Source organism: Curtobacterium sp. RM9 (genome assembly GCF_054956955.1).
Window position 1 is genome coordinate 1,154,930 of the sequence record NZ_CM143271.1, and the last position, 17,262, is coordinate 1,172,191.

The 17,262-nt window shown below is 73.5% G+C and carries 16 protein-coding genes and 1 tRNA gene; 14 read left to right on the forward strand and 3 right to left on the reverse strand.

From position 1 onward, the window contains the following. Window positions 1-58 precede the first annotated feature (58 nt). The 8 genes from ACY3FI_RS05480 (at window position 59) to ACY3FI_RS05515 (ending at window position 8,990) form a co-directional block, all read left to right on the forward strand. Complete coding sequence (locus tag ACY3FI_RS05480) at window positions 59-937, forward strand: ParA family protein (protein ID WP_462549774.1); 879 nt, start codon at window positions 59-61, stop codon at window positions 935-937. Next, window positions 921-1,838, forward strand: coding sequence for a segregation and condensation protein A (locus ACY3FI_RS05485; protein WP_462549775.1), 918 nt, complete (start codon window positions 921-923; stop codon window positions 1,836-1,838). Before ACY3FI_RS05480 ends, ACY3FI_RS05485 begins: the two co-directional genes overlap by 17 nt. After that, window positions 1,828-2,544, forward strand: a complete 717-nt coding sequence (gene scpB, locus ACY3FI_RS05490; RefSeq protein ID WP_462549776.1) for an SMC-Scp complex subunit ScpB — start codon at window positions 1,828-1,830, stop codon at window positions 2,542-2,544. The genes ACY3FI_RS05485 and scpB overlap by 11 nt, the downstream gene beginning before the upstream one ends. A gap of 1,357 nt (window positions 2,545-3,901) precedes the next feature. Continuing rightward, window positions 3,902-4,657 (forward strand): pseudouridine synthase, encoded by a 756-nt coding sequence (locus ACY3FI_RS05495; protein ID WP_462550314.1) that lies wholly within the window; start codon window positions 3,902-3,904, stop codon window positions 4,655-4,657. A gap of 19 nt (window positions 4,658-4,676) precedes the next feature. Then, a complete protein-coding gene (locus tag ACY3FI_RS05500) occupies window positions 4,677-5,801 on the forward strand; it encodes a prephenate dehydrogenase (RefSeq protein WP_462549777.1) in 1,125 nt (374 codons plus the stop codon). Window positions 5,802-5,962: 161 nt separating this feature from the next. Further along, window positions 5,963-6,646 (forward strand): (d)CMP kinase, encoded by a 684-nt coding sequence (gene cmk / locus ACY3FI_RS05505; protein ID WP_462550315.1) that lies wholly within the window; start codon window positions 5,963-5,965, stop codon window positions 6,644-6,646. A gap of 66 nt (window positions 6,647-6,712) precedes the next feature. Continuing rightward, window positions 6,713-8,233 carry a ribosome biogenesis GTPase Der gene (gene der, locus ACY3FI_RS05510; protein ID WP_462549778.1) on the forward strand — a complete coding sequence of 507 codons (1,521 nt, stop codon included), beginning with the start codon at window positions 6,713-6,715 and terminating at the stop codon, window positions 8,231-8,233. A 244-nt stretch (window positions 8,234-8,477) separates the two neighbouring features. Next, entirely contained in the window at window positions 8,478-8,990 is a 513-nt protein-coding gene (locus ACY3FI_RS05515) for a hypothetical protein (RefSeq protein WP_462549779.1), read from the forward strand. A gap of 11 nt (window positions 8,991-9,001) precedes the next feature. Here the strand turns inward: ACY3FI_RS05515 and ACY3FI_RS05520 are convergent, their stop codons facing one another. After that, window positions 9,002-9,850: a helix-turn-helix domain-containing protein gene (locus tag ACY3FI_RS05520; protein WP_462549780.1), complete on the reverse strand. Its 849-nt coding sequence runs from the start codon at window positions 9,848-9,850 to the stop codon at window positions 9,002-9,004. A gap of 102 nt (window positions 9,851-9,952) precedes the next feature. On the opposite strand from ACY3FI_RS05520, the gene ACY3FI_RS05525 reads away from it, so the two are divergent. Both ACY3FI_RS05525 and ACY3FI_RS05530 read left to right on the forward strand, forming a co-directional pair. Then, window positions 9,953-10,834 carry an oxidoreductase gene (locus ACY3FI_RS05525; protein ID WP_462549781.1) on the forward strand — a complete coding sequence of 294 codons (882 nt, stop codon included), beginning with the start codon at window positions 9,953-9,955 and terminating at the stop codon, window positions 10,832-10,834. A gap of 120 nt (window positions 10,835-10,954) precedes the next feature. Further along, window positions 10,955-11,302, forward strand: coding sequence for a hypothetical protein (locus ACY3FI_RS05530; protein WP_462549782.1), 348 nt, complete (start codon window positions 10,955-10,957; stop codon window positions 11,300-11,302). A gap of 31 nt (window positions 11,303-11,333) precedes the next feature. Here the strand turns inward: ACY3FI_RS05530 and ACY3FI_RS05535 are convergent, their stop codons facing one another. After that, the gene (locus ACY3FI_RS05535; protein WP_462549783.1) at window positions 11,334-13,466 is read right to left on the reverse strand and encodes a RecQ family ATP-dependent DNA helicase; all 2,133 of its coding nucleotides are present in this window, start codon (window positions 13,464-13,466) and stop codon (window positions 11,334-11,336) included. A gap of 66 nt (window positions 13,467-13,532) precedes the next feature. Continuing rightward, the gene (locus tag ACY3FI_RS05540; protein WP_462549784.1) at window positions 13,533-15,008 is read right to left on the reverse strand and encodes a hypothetical protein; all 1,476 of its coding nucleotides are present in this window, start codon (window positions 15,006-15,008) and stop codon (window positions 13,533-13,535) included. A gap of 71 nt (window positions 15,009-15,079) precedes the next feature. Between ACY3FI_RS05540 and ACY3FI_RS05545 the strand changes: the two genes are divergently transcribed. The 4 genes from ACY3FI_RS05545 (at window position 15,080) to ACY3FI_RS05560 (ending at window position 17,256) form a co-directional block, all read left to right on the forward strand. Further along, the gene (locus ACY3FI_RS05545; RefSeq protein ID WP_462549785.1) at window positions 15,080-15,910 is read left to right on the forward strand and encodes an endonuclease/exonuclease/phosphatase family protein; all 831 of its coding nucleotides are present in this window, start codon (window positions 15,080-15,082) and stop codon (window positions 15,908-15,910) included. Next, window positions 15,907-16,500 carry a DUF2238 domain-containing protein gene (locus tag ACY3FI_RS05550; protein WP_462549786.1) on the forward strand — a complete coding sequence of 198 codons (594 nt, stop codon included), beginning with the start codon at window positions 15,907-15,909 and terminating at the stop codon, window positions 16,498-16,500. The genes ACY3FI_RS05545 and ACY3FI_RS05550 overlap by 4 nt, the downstream gene beginning before the upstream one ends. A 150-nt stretch (window positions 16,501-16,650) precedes the next feature. Beyond that, window positions 16,651-16,724 (forward strand) — tRNA-Pro (locus tag ACY3FI_RS05555). Window positions 16,725-16,809: 85 nt separating this feature from the next. Continuing rightward, complete coding sequence (locus ACY3FI_RS05560) at window positions 16,810-17,256, forward strand: hypothetical protein (protein WP_462549787.1); 447 nt, start codon at window positions 16,810-16,812, stop codon at window positions 17,254-17,256. The last annotated feature ends 6 nt before the right edge of the window (window positions 17,257-17,262 follow it).

Consider the following 17,262-nt stretch of genomic DNA (forward strand, 5'->3'; position numbering starts at 1 on the left):
GCCCGACCGCACGGCGGTGCGGCCCGGCCGCGCGCCGACGCGCCGGTACGATGACGGGGTGAGCACCAACCCGACGACCACCCCCGGAGCCGGCCAGACCACCTACGGTCCGACCGGTCGGCCCGTCCGGCAGTTCCCGGTGCCCGAGGAGCTCGACGGCCACGGTCCCGCGCGGATCATCGCGCTGTGCAACCAGAAGGGCGGCGTCGGCAAGACGACGACGTCCATCAACCTCGGTGCGACGCTCGCGGAGTACGGTCGGAAGGTCCTCGCCGTCGACTTCGACCCGCAGGGCGCCCTGTCCGCCGGGCTCGGGGTGCGGACGCACGACATCCCGACCGTCTACGACCTGCTCATGGGCTCGATCAAGGACCCGAACCAGGTCATCCAGCCGACGAACGTCCCGCTGCTCGACGTCATCCCCGCGAACATCGATCTGTCCGCGGCCGAGGTGCACCTGGTGAACGAGGTCGCGCGCGAGCAGATCCTCGCGAGCGTGCTCCGCAAGGTCGCGAAGGACTACGACGTGATCCTCGTGGACTGCCAACCGTCGCTCGGGCTGCTCACCGTGAACGCGCTCACGGCCGCACACGGCGTGCTCATCCCGCTCGAGTGCGAGTTCTTCGCACTCCGCGGCGTGGCGCTGCTCATCGAGACCATCGACAAGGTGCGCGACCGGCTCAACCCGGCGCTGCAGCTCGACGGCATCCTCGCGACGATGTACGACTCCCGGACGCTGCACTCGCGCGAGGTCATGGAGCGCGTCGTCGAGACCTTCGACGACCGCGTGCTCGACACCGTCATCGGCCGCACCGTGAAGTTCCCGGACGCCACGGTGTCGGCGCGCCCGATCACGCAGACGGCCCCGGACCACGCTGCCGCACACGCGTACCGGCAGCTCGCCAGGGAGCTCGTCGAGCGTGGCGCCGTCGCCTGACGCCGACCCGACCAGCGACGCCGCAGGGGCGGCGACGACCGACCGCCCTGCGGCAGCCGATGCGGCTGGGCTCGACGCGACCGCGACCGCGGCCGCGGCCGACGGCAACGCAGTCCCCGGCTTCCGCGTCCGTCTCCGCAACTTCGACGGCCCGTTCGACCTGCTGCTCTCCCTGATCACCAAGCACGAGCTCGACATCACCGAGGTCTCGCTCGGCGCCGTCACCGGCGAGTTCATCACCTACGTCCGGCAGGCCGAGTCCGAGGACGACCTCGACGAGGCGAGCGAGTTCCTCGTCGTCGCCGCGACCCTGCTCGACCTCAAGATCGCCGGTCTCCTGCCGCAGGGCGAGCTCGTCGACGCCGAGGACGTGGCGCTGCTCGAGGCCCGCGACCTGCTCTTCGCCAGACTGCTGCAGTACCGCGCATTCAAGCAGGCCGCCGAGTGGTTCGGCGCGCGCTGGGCCACGGAGTCCCGGCGGCACGTGCGGAGCGTCCGTCTGGAGGAGCGCTTCCGCGCCCGCACCCCGGAGCTCGTCTGGACCCTGTCGGTGCAGGACTTCGCCGCACTGGCGACGCTCGCCTTCACCCCGAGGGAGCTGCCGACCGTCGGGCTCGACCACCTGCACGCGCCGCTCGTCAGCATCCGGGAGCAGGCGGCGATCGTCGTGTCGATCCTCCGCACCCGGGCCGACGAGGACGTCTCGTTCCGCGAGTTGATCGCGGGGGTCGCGGAGACGGGTATCGTGGTGGCTCGTTTCCTGGCGATCCTGGAGCTCTACCGCAACGCCTCCGTCTCGTTCGACCAGCACGAGCCGCTCGGGGAACTGATGCTCCGCTGGACCGCCGAGGACTGGACCGACGAGAGCCTCGCCAACCTGGGAGCCGACTATGACGGATGACGCGCACGACCGCTCCAGCGCCGAACCCGGCGGAGCGGACGAGATGACGGACGCCCGAGCGATCGAGCACGACCTGCACGAGGCGCGCTCCGCTGCGGCCGACCCGACGCCGGAGTCCCGGCCGGACCGGCCGGACCTCCCGGTCGACCGCCAGCTCGAGGCCATCCTGATGATCGCCGACCAGCCGCAGTCCCTCGTCGCGCTCGGCGCTGCGGTCGGCGCGCCGGTGCCCGCCGTGCGCCAGGCGATCGAGCGCCTCGTCGCCGACTTCGACGGTGTCGACGGCACGACCCGTCGCGGCTTCGAGCTGCGCGAGGTCGGGGGCGGCTGGCGCTTCTACGTGCGGCAGGACCTGGACGACGTCGTGGAGCAGTTCGTCGAGGCGGAGCGCCCCGCGCGCCTGTCGCAGGCGGCGCTCGAGACCCTCGCCGTCGTCGCCTACAAGCAGCCGATCACGCGCTCGCAGATCGCCGCGATCCGCGCCGTCAACGTCGACGGCGTCGTCCGCACCCTCGTGGCCCGCGGGCTCATCGAGGAGTCGTTCACCGACGCCGAGACCGGCGCCATCAACTACGTCACGTCCGACCTGCTCCTCCAGCAGCTCGGCATCAACTCGCTCGACGAGCTGCCGCTCATCTCGCCCCTCCTGGACGACGGTGCGGACGGCTTCGAGCAGAACGAAGGGATCCCTGATGGCCGCGTTTGAGGACGAACGACGAGGTGGGTCCCGAGGGGGATCCGGTGGACGCTCCGGCGGGTACGGGGCGGGTCCGGACCGGTCCGGTTCCGGCCGGTCTGGAGGCGCGGGGCGCGACCGCGACGCCGGTTCCGGCCGTGCGGGTGGCCGGCCTGGTGCGGACCGGGGTGGCTACCGCGGGCGCGAGGAGCGTCCGGCAGGTGGCGGCGAGCGTGGTGGGTACCGTGGGCGTGACGAGCGTTCCGGTGGTGACCGCGGTGGTGAGCGTGGCGGGTACCGCGGCGGCTCGGACCAGGGCGGCTACCGCGGGCGCGATGACCGGCAGGGTGGCGGCGACCGTGGTGGACACCGCGGGCGGGACGACCGTTCGGGTGGTGAGCGTGGCGGGTACCGTGGCGGCTCGGACCAGGGCGGGTACCGTGGCGGCTCGGACCAGGGCGGGTACCGCGGGCGTGACGACCGTTCCGGCGGTGACCGCGGTGGCTACCGGGGGCGCGATGACCGTTCCGGTGGCGAGCGTGGCGGGTACCGCGGCGGTTCGGACCAGGGTGGCTACCGCGGGCGTGACGACCGTTCCGGCGGTGACCGCGGTGGCTACCGGGGGCGCGATGACCGTTCCGGTGGTGAGCGTGGCGGGTACCGCGGGCGCGATGACCGCTCCGGTGGCGAGCGTGGCGGGTACCGCGGGCGCGACGACCACCAGGGTGGTGACCGTGGCCGCTTCGTGAGCCGCGACGACGACCGGCGCAGCACCGACCGTGGCGGGTTCGTCCGCCGCGAGGACGACCGTGCACCGGGCGGGTACCGCGGGCGCGATGATCGTTCGGGTGGTGAGCGTTCCGGCGGGTACCGCGGCCGTGACGACCGTTCGGGTGGTGAGCGTTCCGGCGGGTACCGCGGCCGTGACGATCGTTCGGGTGGTGAGCGTTCCGGCGGGTACCGCGGGCGTGACGATCGTTCGGGTGGTGAGCGTTCCGGCGGGTACCGCGGGCGTGACGAGGACCGCCGCGGGGGAGACCGCCGCGACGCGGGCCGACGTGACGACCGCAGCGACGCCCGCCGCGACCCCGCCCGCGAGGACCGCCGCGCCCCGGACGGCCGGCCCAGCACCGTGTGGCACAACGGCCGCCGCTACGTCGGGGGCACCACCACCGCCCGCAACGGCGACCGCCCCGGGAACGCCGGACGCGGACGCGTCCCGAGCAGCGCGGAGCGCGGCACGACCCCGCGCCCGGAGGGCGCCCGTGACGACCACGGGATCCCGGTGGAGGGCACGCCCGAGCGACCGATCATCCCGGACTGGGACGCGGCGAAGGGTGCCTCGCCCACCGGCGGTGATCCGTCCCTCCAGGCCGAGGGTGAGCGGCTGCAGAAGGTGATCGCCGCTGCGGGCGTGGCGTCCCGTCGGGTCGCGGAGAACCTGATCGTCGAAGGCCGCGTGACGGTCAACGGCGAGGTCGTCGCGGCGCTCGGTCGGCGCGTCGACCCGGACACCGACGAGGTGGCCGTGGACGGCGTGCCGGTGCAGGTCGACACCTCGCGGCGGTACGTGGTCCTCAACAAGCCGACCGGGATCGTGTCGAGCCTGCAGGACGAGCGGGGCCGCCGCGACCTGTCCGAGTTCGTGGACCGCTACCAGGAGCGGCTCTTCAACGTCGGGCGGCTCGACGCCGAGACGTCCGGGCTGCTCGTGCTGACCAACGACGGTGACCTGGCGCACGTGCTGGCGCACCCGTCGTTCGGGGTGGCGAAGACCTACGTGGCGAAGGTCCGCGGCAACGTGAACCCGGCGACCGTGCAGCGGCTGCTCGACGGCGTGGAGCTCGAGGACGGGCCGATCGCGGCCGACAAGGTGCGCCTGCTCGAGTCCTCGCGGGGGGAGTCCCTCGTCGAGATCACGCTGCACTCCGGCCGCAACCGGGTCGTCCGGCGCATGTTCGACGAGGTGGAGCACCCGGTGCTGGAGCTCGTGCGGCGGTCGTTCGGGCCGCTGCACCTCGGTTCGCTGCCGGTGGGGAAGACCCGCGAGCTGTCGACGGTCGAGCTCGGCAAGCTCCTGCGCATCGCCCGCGATGCCGACGCTCCCGCACAGGGCGGGGACGACGAGGAGACGGCCGACTGACGATCGGTAGGCTGGCCCGGTGACCGACGCCACCACACCGACCGCAGCTCCGGTGATCGACCGGCGCCTGCGCGGACCGGTGCGGGTCGTCGGCTCCGGGCTCCTCGGCGCGTCGATCGGGCTCGCGCTGCGCGAGAAGGGCGTGGACGTCGTGCTCGACGACGTCTCGCCCGCGGCACTCGCACTCGCCGTCGACTACGGTGCCGGCCGGCACCCGGCCGACGGTGACGCACCCGAGCTCGTGGTCGTCGCGGTGCCGCCGGACGTCGTCGCCACCGTGGTCGAGCGCGAGCTCGCCGCGTACCCGGACGCGATCGTGACCGACGTGGCCAGCGTGAAGACCGGGCCGCTGGCCCAGCTCGTCGCCGCCGGTGCCGACGTCAGCCGGTACATCGGGTCGCACCCGATGGCGGGCCGCGAGCGCAGCGGGCCGACCGCTGCCCGCGCCGACCTGTTCGTCGGGCGGCCCTGGGTGATCGCCGGGCACGACCGCATCACGTACCAGCGCGCAGCGGTGGTCGAGGACCTCGCGCTCGACGTGGGTGCGACGGTCGTCCCGATGGACCCGGCGGCGCACGACCTCGCGGTGGCGTACGTCTCACACGCGCCGCAACTCGTGTCGACGCTGATGGCATCGCGACTGCGGGACGCGCCGGACGGGTCCCTCGGGCTCGCCGGCGGCGGGGTCCGCGACGTGACCCGGATCGCGGCGAGCGATCCCGGCCTCTGGGTGCAGATCATCGGCGCCAACGCTGAGCACATCCGCCCGGTGCTGACGGACCTGCGCGACGACCTCGACCGCGTGCTCCTCGCTCTCGACGACCCGCACGGCGCGGGCTCGCCCCGGACGCTCGCCGAGACGATCGCGGCAGGCAACCGCGGCGTCGAACGTCTGCCGGGCAAGCACGGCACCACCAAGCGGTTCGCGAGCGTGGTCGTCCTCGTCGACGACACCCCGGGCCAGATCGCCGCGCTCCTCACGTTCATCGGGGAGATCGGCATCAACCTCGAGGACATGCGCCTCGAGCACTCACCGGGGGCACCGATCGGCATCGTCGAGGTGTCGGTCGTCCCCGAGCAGGAACAGCGTCTCGTCGAGGAACTCGAGGGACGCGGATGGAGGATCGCAGCAGCATGGGCCTGAACGACGACACGAACGCGTCCGGCGTGACCGGCGGACCGGACGCCGGCCTGCCGACCCCCGAGGGGCAGGCTGGCCCGCTCGGCGGCGGCGACGTCACCGGCGGCCTCGACGGGCAGGGCGGCGGCGAGCCGGGTTCCACGAGCGCTCCGGTGCCCGCCGGGCTGCCCGACGGCGCGTTCGTCGCGAAGACCGTCATCGCGGTCGACGGCCCCGCGGGCAGCGGCAAGTCGAGCGTGTCCCGTGCGGCGGCCCGTGCACTCGGGTTCGGGTACCAGGACACCGGTGCCGCCTACCGTGCGCTCGCGTGGCACGCCCTGCAGCAGGGCGTCGACCTCGACGACCCCGCGGCGGTGCTGGCGAGCTGGGAGACCTTCGACTACGCCATCGGGACCGACCCGGACGACTACTTCGTCCGGGTGGGGGACACCGACGTGACGGACGCGATCCGCACGCCCGACGTCACCGCGGCCGTGGCCCACATCGCCAAGCTGCCCGAGATCCGGCAGCGGCTCGTGCAGCTCTTCCGGACGGTGATGCGGAAGGCCGACGCCCCCGGTGTGATCACCGAGGGCCGGGACATCACGACGGTGGTCGCGCCCGACGCCGAGGTCCGGATCCTCCTGACGGCCGACGAGTCCGTTAGAATGGCCCGGCGCTCGGCTGAGGTCACCACCCAGTCGGCCGCCGAGACCTCCGCAGCACTCGCCCGACGCGACGCCGCGGACGCGAAGGTCGTGGACTTCATGAACGCCGCCGAGGGCGTCACGACGCTCGACTCCACCGACCTCGACTTCGACCAGACCGTGCAGGCGGTCGTCGACCTGGCCCGCGCGGCCACGCACTGAGAAGACCCGGCCCGTACGGCCGGCACTGACGACACGCGGCCGAACGGTCGCCGGCAAGGAACCCCCATGGCGCAGCTGGACAACACCGACCACGACGACTTCCCGGAGTACGACGACTCCCTCGGCGAACGACTCGCCGGTCTCGACGAGGCCGAGGCCGACCAGCGCGCCGAGGCGCTCCGGGTCGGGCTCGACGAGTACGAGCTCGACGAGGAGGACGTCGCCCTCCTCGACGCCGGGCAGATCGGCGAGGACGGCACCTACTACCTGCCCGCCTACCCGGTGCTCGCCATCGTCGGACGTCCGAACGTCGGCAAGTCGCAGCTCGTGAACCGCATCCTCGGCCGTCGCGAGGCCGTCGTGCAGGACACCCCCGGCGTCACGCGTGACCGCGTCTCGTACAAGGCGGAGTGGAACAACAAGCGCTTCACGCTCGTCGACACCGGCGGCTGGGAGCCCGACGCCGAGGGCATCAACGCCTCGGTCGCCGCGCAGGCCGAGGTCGCGATCGACCTCGCCGACGCGGTGCTCTTCGTCGTGGACGTCACCGTCGGCATCACCGCGACCGACGAGCACGTCGTGAAGATGCTCCGTGGGACCGACCGCCCCGTCATCGTGGTGGCGAACAAGGCCGACGACGACCGTCGCGACCTCGACGCGTACGAGCTGTGGAACCTCGGCCTGGGCGAGCCGCACCCCGTCTCCGCGCTGCACGGCCGCGGTGTCGCCGACCTGCTCGACCTCATCATCACGACGCTCCCGGACACCTCCGCCGTCGCCAAGCAGGAGGTCGGCGGACCCCGTCGCGTCGCGATCCTCGGCCGTCCGAACGTCGGCAAGAGCTCGCTGCTGAACAAGGCCGCCGGTGAGGAGCGGGTCGTCGTGAACGACCTCGCCGGCACCACCCGTGACCCGGTGGACGAGCAGATCGAGCTCGGCGGCAAGGTCTGGCGCTTCGTCGACACGGCCGGCATCCGCAAGCGCGTGCACCTGCAGCAGGGCGCCGACTTCTACGCGTCGCTCCGCACGACGGCCGCGCTCGAGAAGGCCGAGGTCGCCGTGGTCGTCCTCGACGTCACCGAGCCGGTGTCCGTGCAGGACCTCCGCATCATCGACCTCGTCCTCGAGTCGGGCCGTGCCCTCGTGTTGGCCTACAACAAGTGGGACCTGCTCGACGACGACCGTCGCCGGTACCTCGAGCGCGAGATCGAGCAGGACCTCGCGCACGTGGCGTGGGCGCCCCGCGTCAACATCTCGGCGCGCACCGGACGACACCTCGAGAAGCTCGTGCCGGCCCTCGAGACCGCGCTCGAGTCGTGGGACACCCGCATCCCGACCGGCAAGGTCAACGCCTTCATCGCGGAGCTCGTGCAGGAGCACCCGCACCCGGTCCGCGGCGGCAAGCAGCCCCGCATCCTGTTCGGCACGCAGGCGTCGAGCCAGCCGCCGACGTTCGTGCTCTTCACGTCCGCGTTCCTCGACCCGCAGTACCGACGCTTCATCACGCGTCGCCTGCGCGAGGTCTGGGGCTTCTCCGGCACGCCGATCAACGTCAACATGCGGGTGCGCGAGCGCCGCAAGCGCTGACGACCCGGGCGCTCGTCGCCTCCGCACCTCCGTGCCGACATCGCACCCCGCTGCCGCGGGGTGCGATGTCCGTTCCGGGGCGCGGGACAGTGCGCGCGGGCGGGGCCGCGGCGTGCGGGACAGTGCGCGCGGGCGGGGCCGCGGCGTGCGGGACAGTGCGCGCGGGCGGGCCGCGGCGCGCGGACGGTGCGCGGGCGGGACGGCGGCGTGCGGGACGGTGCGCGGGATGCGGCACGATGGTGTCGTGAGTCTCCCCGCCCTCGCCGACCGTCTCTGGTGCCGGCTGCGCCTGGACCGGCTGGCCGGCGGTCGGCAGTCCGGCTACGTCATCCGCGAGGACATGCTCGCCCATCCCGAGACCGTCCGGTCCTTCCGCTGGATCCGCTGGTTGCTCGTCGCGGAGACGGTCGTCGGCCTCGCCGCGATCGTGATCGCCGTGCTGCTCACCCGCGCGGGGGAGACGGTCGCGTGGGCGGTCTGGTTCCGGGCGACGGTGGTGCTGCTCATCACGCTGACGCTCTACGTCTTCGCGTGGCGGGCACAGCTCGGGTACTACTGGGCCTACCAGCGGCTGCGGTTGTTCAGCCGGATCTTCCCGGTCGTCACGCTCGTCGTCGCGGCGATCCCGGGGCTCTACCCGTTCTGGATGGTCGTCGAGCAGATCCTGTTCTCGCTGCTGATGATCGGCATCGGGGACGTGCTGACGAGCGACCACATGCGGGCGACGTTCCCGAAGCCCGCTCGTCCGGTCCGGTAGCGCCCCGCGGCTCAGGCCTGCGCCCGCGTCGCCGCGAGCGACCCGAGCAGCGCCAACGCCCGCGCGGACGTGGACCCCGGCTCGGCGTGGTGCACCACGAGCAGCTGCCCGTCCGTCCCACCGATCGCGAGCTTCTCGCGCCGCAGCTCGAGGTCGCCGACCTCCGGGTGCCACATCCGCACGGTCCCGCCCGCGAGCTGTCGGACGTCGTGCCGCGCCCACAGCCGGCGGAAGTCCTCGCTGCCGAGGGAGAGCTCGCCGACGAGCGTCGTGATCGCGGGGTCGTCGACGTCCGGTCCGATCGAGGTCCGGAAAGCGGCGACCATGCCGCCCATCTGGTCCTCCCAGTCCGGGTACCGGTCGACGTCGGAGTCGCCGAGGAACATCGTGCGGAGGCGGTTCTCGCCCGGACGCATGCCGGGCGCGAGCGCGCTGGCGAGCGGGTTCGCGGCGAGCACGTCGAACGCCCGGTTCTCGACGAACGCCGGCAGACCGATGACGTCGAGCAGCTGGAGCGTCCCCGTCGGCACCCGTTCGACGTTCGGCCGCACGCCGCGGGTGCGGGCGCCGCCCCGACCCCGGGCGAGCGAAGGGTCCGCGAGGCTCCGCAGGTAGGCCATCGCGGTCGCGTCGAGTCCGAGCACCCGGGCGAGGGCGTCGAGCACCTGCGCGGACGGGTTCCGGTCACGGCCCTGTTCGAGCCGGAGGTAGTAGTCGGCGCTGATGCCCGCGAGGGTCGCGACCTCCTCACGGCGCAGCCCCGGCGTCCGCCGGACCCCGGTCACCCGCAGGCCGGCATCCTCCGGTCGCAGGAGTTCGCGCCGCGCCCGCAGGTAGGCGCCGAGGGTGTTGTCGCTCACACCCCCGATGCTACGGACGGTCGGTCGCACGATCCTGGTCCCCGCGGTCCCAGGATGCGTGGGGACCTGACCGTGTCGCGGCGAGGAGCGCATGGTGGAGCCATGACCGACTCCACGCTCCCCGGCGGCACGTACCGCCTCGCCGACGACCTCGAGCTCACGCGTGTCGGGTACGGCGCCATGCAGCTCGCCGGACCGGGCGTCTCCGGGCCGCCCGCCGACCACGACGAGGCGCTCCGCGTCCTGCGCACCGTCGTCGAGCTCGGCATCACCCACATCGACACGGCGGACTTCTACGGCCCCACCGTCACGAACGAGCTCATCCGCGAGGCACTGCACCCGTACCCGGACGACCTGCGCATCGTCACGAAGGTCGGTGCCCGCCGTGACGCCCAGGGCGGCTGGCCGCACGCCCGCGAGCCGCACGAACTCGTCGAGCAGGTCCACGACAACCTCCGGCACCTCGGCGTCGACCGCCTCGACGTGGTCAACCTCCGGATGGGCGGGTTCGACGCCCCGGAGCCCGGCAGCATCGCACCGCAGTTCGAGGCGCTCGCCGAACTGCAGCAGCAGGGACTCATCGCACACCTCGGCCTGTCCACCGTGGACGCGGACCAGCTCGCCGAGGCACAGTCGATCGCTCCGGTCGTCTGCGTGCAGAACTTCTTCAACGTCGCCCGTCGGGAGGACGAGGCGATGGTCGCGCTGACCGCCGAACAGGGCATCGCCTACGTGCCGTACTTCCCGCTCGGCGGCTTCTCGCCCCTGCAGTCGGGAGCGCTCGACGCCGTCGCGCAGCGCCTGGGCCACTCGCGCCTGACGGTCGCGCTGGCCTGGCTGCTGCAGCGCTCGCCGAACGTCCTGCTCATCCCGGGCACCTCGTCGGTCGCCCACCTGCGCGACAACGTCGCGTCGGCGGGGGTCGTCCTGCCGGAGGACGCCGTCGCGGAGCTGGACGCGATCGGCACGCCCGCCGACGCCTGACGCGACGGACGGGAGGCGCGGTGCCGGCCGGTACCGCGCCTCCGGTCCGTCGTCGCGCGAGCCCACGGCCGTGGTGACCCATCGGAGTGTGTCACCATGTCCGAGGCGGGGAGGGGACCCATGACGGACGGTCGAGCACGGGGGACGGTCGCGAGGAACGGTGCGGCGACGTGGTGGCTCGTCGTCCCGGCGCTCGTCGCCGTGATCGCGGGTGCCGTCAACGCCTGGGACCTCGCGCACCTGGTGACCGGGGGGTCGTGGAGCCGGTGGATCGCGACGGGCTGCATCGCGCTCGTCGGGCTCGTCGGCACACTCGTCGCGCTCTTCCGCGTGCCGGGCCCGCGGACCGCGGCCGTGGTGCTCGCGGACGTCGCCCTCTTCGTGGCGGGCGGTGCACTCCTGCTCGACGTCGCGGTCGTGCTCTTCCTGACGTACGTCGCACACGGGCTGTCCGCACCGGTCGGATGAGCGACGGACCGGAGGGCGGGTGCCCGCGCGGTCAGGCCACGGTGGCGAGTGCGAACGGCAGCACCGCCGACGCCCCCGCCCGCCGGAGCTCGCGCCCCGCGACGGTCATCGTCCACCGGCTGTCCACCAGGTCGTCCACGAGCAGCACCGGCCCCTCGTGCTCCTGCAGCGCGGCGGCCAGCGCGGGATCGACCACGAAGGTGTCCCACACCCCGGACAACCGGTAGGCGCTGTTCGTCGCCCCGTCCCCTCGCGGCGTGCCACCCGAGCGTTCGAGGGTGCCCAGGAACTGCAGCCGTCCGATGGAGGACAACGCCTGCGCGAGCGACGCGACGAGCTCCGGACGCGACCGCGACGACATCGCCACCACGCCGGTCGGCCGGACCGCCCACGGCCAGTCCTTCAGCGCCCGGACGCACCCGTCGACGAGCTCGCGGGACACGGGGCCGTCCGGCGTGGCGGGGGAGAAGAGCGCGCGGAGCGGTCCGCCCCAGCCGAGGTCGGTGAGGCGGGCGACCGCACGGCCGGGCTCGACGAGTTCGCCTGCGGGGATCTTGCCCTTCACCGCGACACCGAGGGCGCCCATGCCGGAGGGCCACTGCGCCCGGGGTGCGATCTCGACGCCGACCTGGTCGAGGGCCGCTGCGGCACCGGAGGCGTCGGAGTCGGACACCGAGGTCGGGTACCAGGCGCCGGCGCAGTTGTCGCAGCGGCCGCAGGGTTCGGCGGAGGGGTCGTCGAGGTCCTGCTGCAGGAGCTGCATGCGGCAGACCGCGGTCGACTCGTAGGTGAGCATCGAGGTCGCCTCGGCCTCGCGCGCGGCGGCGACGCGCTGGTAGCGCGCGGCGTCGTACTCCCACGGCTGCCCGGTCGACACCCAGCCCCCGGCGACGCGACGGACCGCGCCGTCGACGTCGAGCACCTTGAGCAGGAGCTCGAGCGTGGAGCGCTTGATGTCGACGAGGCTCTCGAGCGCGACGGTCGACATGGCGTTCTCGGTCGACAGCGCACCGAGCACGGCGGACGCCCGCGACTCGGTCGGCATCGAGGCGCTGGCGAAGTACTGCCAGATCTCGCGGTCCTCGCGCCCCGGCAGGAGCAGGACGTCGGCGTTGTCGGTCGCACGTCCGGCGCGGCCGATCTGCTGGTAGTACGCGACGGGGGAGGACGGAGCACCGACGTGGACGACGAACCCGAGGTCGGGCTTGTCGAACCCCATGCCGAGCGCGCTCGTCGCGACGAGGGCCTTGAGCTCGTTGCCCTTGAGCTGCTGTTCGAGCTGTTCGCGTTCCTCGTTGTCGGTCCGGCCCGTGTAGGCGCGGACGGCGTACCCGTTCTCGCGGAGGAGCCGGGCGATGTCCTCGGCCGCCGAGACCGTGAGCGTGTAGATGATCCCGCTGCCGGGCAGGTCGCCGAGGTGCGCGAGCAACCAGCCGAGCCGCTGCCGGGCGTCGGGCAGCGTGAGGACCCCGAGCCGCAGGGACGCCCGGGCGAGCGATCCGCGGATGGTGAACACCGGGTCCTCGGGGCCAGCGGTCAGCTGCTCGGCGACGTCCTCGACCACGCGCTCGTTCGCCGTCGCGGTGGTCGCGAGGACGGGCACGCCGTGGGGGAGGGAGCGGATGAGTTCCGCGAGGCGTCGGTAGTCCGGTCGGAAGTCGTGGCCCCAGTCGGAGATGCAGTGCGCCTCGTCGACCACGAGCATGCCCATCCGGGCGATCAACGTCGGCAGCTGCTCGTCGCGGAAGCGCGGGTTGTTGAGCCGCTCGGGGGAGACCAGCAGCACGTCGACCTCGTCGCGGGCGAGCGCCGCCTGCGTGTCGGCCCACTCGTGCGCGTTGGCCGAGTTGATCGACACCGCGCGCACACCGGCCCGCGCGGCGGCGGCGACCTGGTCGCGCATCAGGGCGAGGAGCGGTGAGACCAGGACGGTCGGCCCGCCCCCGCGGCGACGCAGCAGCAGGGTCGCCAGGAAGTACACGGCGGACTTGCCCCACCCGGTGCGCTGCACGACGAGCGCACGTTGCCGGTGCTCGACCAGTGCGGCGATCGCCTCGAGCTGCCCGGGGTGGAACACCGCCTCGGGCCGCCCGGTCAGGGCGGCGAGGGCCGCCTGCGCTTCCGCAGCGATGTCGGCGGACGGCGGGGCGGTGGTCGAGTCCATGCCCCCATGCTGTCAGCACCGACCGACGGACCGCGCCCCGTCCCTCCCGGCTGTGGGGGTGACCCGCTACTGGTAGGTGACCAGCGACGGCGTCGGCTGCACGTCGGACATCGTCTGCTCAGGCGTCAGCATGGGCGTGTCCTCGTCGAAGAAGTTCTTCCAGCCCCAGTGCACCCCCGCCGGAGCACCCTCGTGCAGCGCCTTCCACGTCGCCTGCTTGTCCGGCTGCGACCCCTGCCCGTCGACGTGGACCAGCACGTCGAGCTCGGCGTGCGACCGGAGCGCCTGCCGGTCCTGGATCATCGACAGCCGGAACTGGTGCAGGACGAGGGCCTTCGGGGGCAGGCCCTCCTCGCGGACGAGCCGGGCGAGCCACGAGGACACGCGGTTCACCTCCGCTGCCGACACGCTGCCGATCTGCCGCAGCGGCACCTGGTCGGCCGTCAGCCGCCACTCCGGGTCGAGCGCGAGCCACACGCCCGGCTTCCGCAGCAGCGACTCGTACCGCTTCGCCTGCGTCAGGAAGTCGGTGCGGCCGGGCTGCAGGTCGAGGACGACCGGCATCCCGGCGTCGTGCGCCGCGTCGACGTACGGTTCGAGCGTCGAGACCGGCAGCTCGGTCGAGTAGTCGCCGTCCGCACCGGCGTCCCCGGCTGCGACGGTCGCGATCACCTCCATCGCGGGCGTGACCGGCTCGTCGCCGAGCCCGTCGTACTGCGCCGCGGTGGCTTCGGCGCGACGCACGGTGGCCGCCGGGTCCTGCTCACCGAGGACGCCGAGCACGGGCGCTCCGGGCGCGCCGTAGAGCGCGACGTACCGGTGTCCGTCGAACGGCCGCTGCCCGCCGTGCGGCAGCTGCCAACCGCTCGCCGCGGCCCGCACCACCCAGTCCGGGTCCGGCACGTCGGCGAACGCCGTGCCGACGAGGACCGTCGGGTGGCCGCGTCGGTCGTGCAGCGCGGAGACGACGTCCGGGGCTGCTGCGACGTCCGTCACCCCGTCCGGCAGTCGGACCACACGCGCACGGGAGGCGGCTGCGGTCGCCTCGACCGCCGCGTCCGCCCGCGCATCCGCCACGACGACGGTGGCCGTCCGGGAGGCGCGGCTCGCCTCCGGCGCGTCGGCGTCGTCCGGCGCGGCGCGCTCCGGGACGTCGGTGTCGACCGACGCGTCGCCCTCGGCCTGGTACCAGTCGGCGTGCAGCCGCCGCAGCTCCGCCGCGACGGCGTCGTCCGCCCCGCCGTCCGTCAGCAGCACCGGCACGTGCGCGGCCCGTGCGGCGCTCGCCGCGTGCCGGATCGCCCGTGCGTCGTCCGCCGGTGCGACCACGGCCCCGGGAGCGGTGGCGAAGAGCGCCCGGCTCACCGCCACCGAACGCGCCGCGGCGGTGCCCTGTGCGGCCACGGTCACCGCGTCCGCCTCGCTCCGCGCGAGCTGCGCCACGGTCGGCGTCGAGGTCGCGGAGGTGCACCCGGCGGCTCCGAGCAGCAGCCCGCCGAGCGAGAGTGCGAGCAGGAGACGGGAGGGACGGCCGGAACGCATCGGGCCACCATACGGACGTGCCGCAGGGGACCCTGGGAATCCGACGGGTGTCGTCTCGTAGACAGGGGACCATGCACGACGACCCTGACGACCCGCCGCTGATCGGCCCCGTCGCCGCCCCGGACGTGCACTGCGTCACCCTCAACGTCCGCCGGCGCGTGCCCCGCCCGGCGGGTCACCCGGACGCCTGGGACCGCCGCCGCGACGCGGTCGTCGCGCTCGTCACGTCGGAGGGACCCACCGTCCTCGCCGTCCAGGAAGCGCTGCCCACCCAGTCCGCGGACCTCGCCGCCGGCCTCGGGTCGCGGTGGGAACCCGTGGTCGCGGGTCGTGGAGCGCGCGGCGGTGGCGAGGCGGTCGGGCTCTTCCTCGACCGCGAGCGGCTGGACGTCGTCGAGCGGCGGACCTGGGCGCTGTCCCGCACCCCGGGTCGTGCCGGTTCACGGTCGTGGGGGACCGCGTTCCCGCGGCACGCGGTCGGCGCCGTCGTCCGCGACCGCCGGACCGACACGGCCTTCCTCGCGATCGCGACGCACCTCGACGTCGCGTCACCCTGGGCGCGGCTCCGCGGCGCACAGCTCCTCGGACGCATCGTTCGGCAGCGCGGGCTGCAGGCCGTCGTGATGGCGGACTGGAACTGCCCGGCCGGCTCCGCACCATGGCGAGCCCTGGCGGAGGCGGGCGTCGTCGACAGCTGGCCACGCGCCTCCAGTGCTGTGACCGAGCCCTTCGGGACCTACCCGCACTACGCGAGTCCGCGTGTCGGGGGTCGGCGCATCGACGGGGTGCTCGTGACGGAGGACGCCGTCGTCGACCGGGTCGCGATCTCGACCAGGCGACCCGGCGGGGTGTGGCCGTCCGACCACGCCGCCGTGCACGCGGTCGTGCGGTGGGCCTCGTGATCGCCACGCTCGGGCCGACGTTCCTGCGGCGGCGGTTCCTCGCCGCCGACGTCGTCCGACTGCTGACCCTCGTGAGCGTCCCCGTCGCCGCGGTCGGCTGGGGCTCGACCTCGTTCGCGGTGATGGCGCTCGCGCTTCTCGGGGTCGTCGTCCCGCGGATGCTCGGACTCCGGCCCGCCTTCGACGTCGCGGTGTGCGTGCTCGTGCTCGTCGCCGGGTGGTCGAGTGCGCTCGAGTGGTACACGTCCGTGTTCCTGTGGGACAAGCTCATCCACGTCGTGCTGACCGGGCTGCTCGCGGCGCTGCTCGCCGTGATCGCCGCCGACCTCCGGCTGGTGCCGCACGCGCCGGACGCCGGTCGGGTGCCCGTGTCGATCCTGGTGTTCACGGCCGGGCTCGCGATCGGGGCCGTGTGGGAGATGTGCGAGTGGCTCGGGCACAACTACGTCGACTCCGCCATCTCCGTCGGCTACGACGACACGATCGGGGACCTCGCGGCGGACGGCCTCGGCGGGCTGCTCGTCGGGTTGGCGCTGCCGTGGCTCGCCGCGCAGCGGGAGGTCGTGCAGCCGGTCCGTCGATCACGCTGATCGCCGGGGGTGCACCGCGACGCGCGCGGGGCGTGCCGTCGTGGCGCGTGAGGGGTCGGGCGTCCGCTATGCTGGTCGGGCTGCGCACGCTCCGGTCGGACGTGGGTGGTGGAGTCCCGGTGACGGGGTTCCGAGCCTCTCTGGGGCTCACGGGCTGTGGCGCAGCTTGGTAGCGCACTTGACTGGGGGTCAAGGGGTCGCAGGTTCAAATCCTGTCAGCCCGACCGGAGGAAGCCCACCGAGCATCTCGGTGGGCTTCTCTGCTCTCCGACCGGTGCAGCGGACGACCGAGCGACGGGGGAGCGAGTGATGCGTCCCCCGGGAGCCCGTCTGCTCACGGGCGTCCTCGCCGCCGTCCGCCGTCGTCGGCAGCAGCGCCACCTCGAGCAGTTCGCCGTCGCCTGCCTCCGACTCGACGCGTTCCTGCGCGAGCAGCCCGACGGTCCGCCCCGGTACGGCACCCTCGCCGTGGCCGCGACCGAACTCCTCGAACACGGCTGGACCGGCGACGACCTCCACGACCTCGGCGTCGCCGGCATGCGCGGTCGACCGTGGGCGACCGGCAAGGCCCGGGACGCCGGCGCCGCGGTGCCGGACTGGGTGGACGACGCCGATGCGGGCGCCTCGGACGTGGAACGCGCGGCACTCCGACTCCGGGCCCGCGGACCCGCCGACACCCGGACCGGCCAACCGTCGCGCGCTCCGACCGGTATGATGTGGGCGCTCCGGAAAGACCGAGCACACGGCACCGACTGAGGGGAT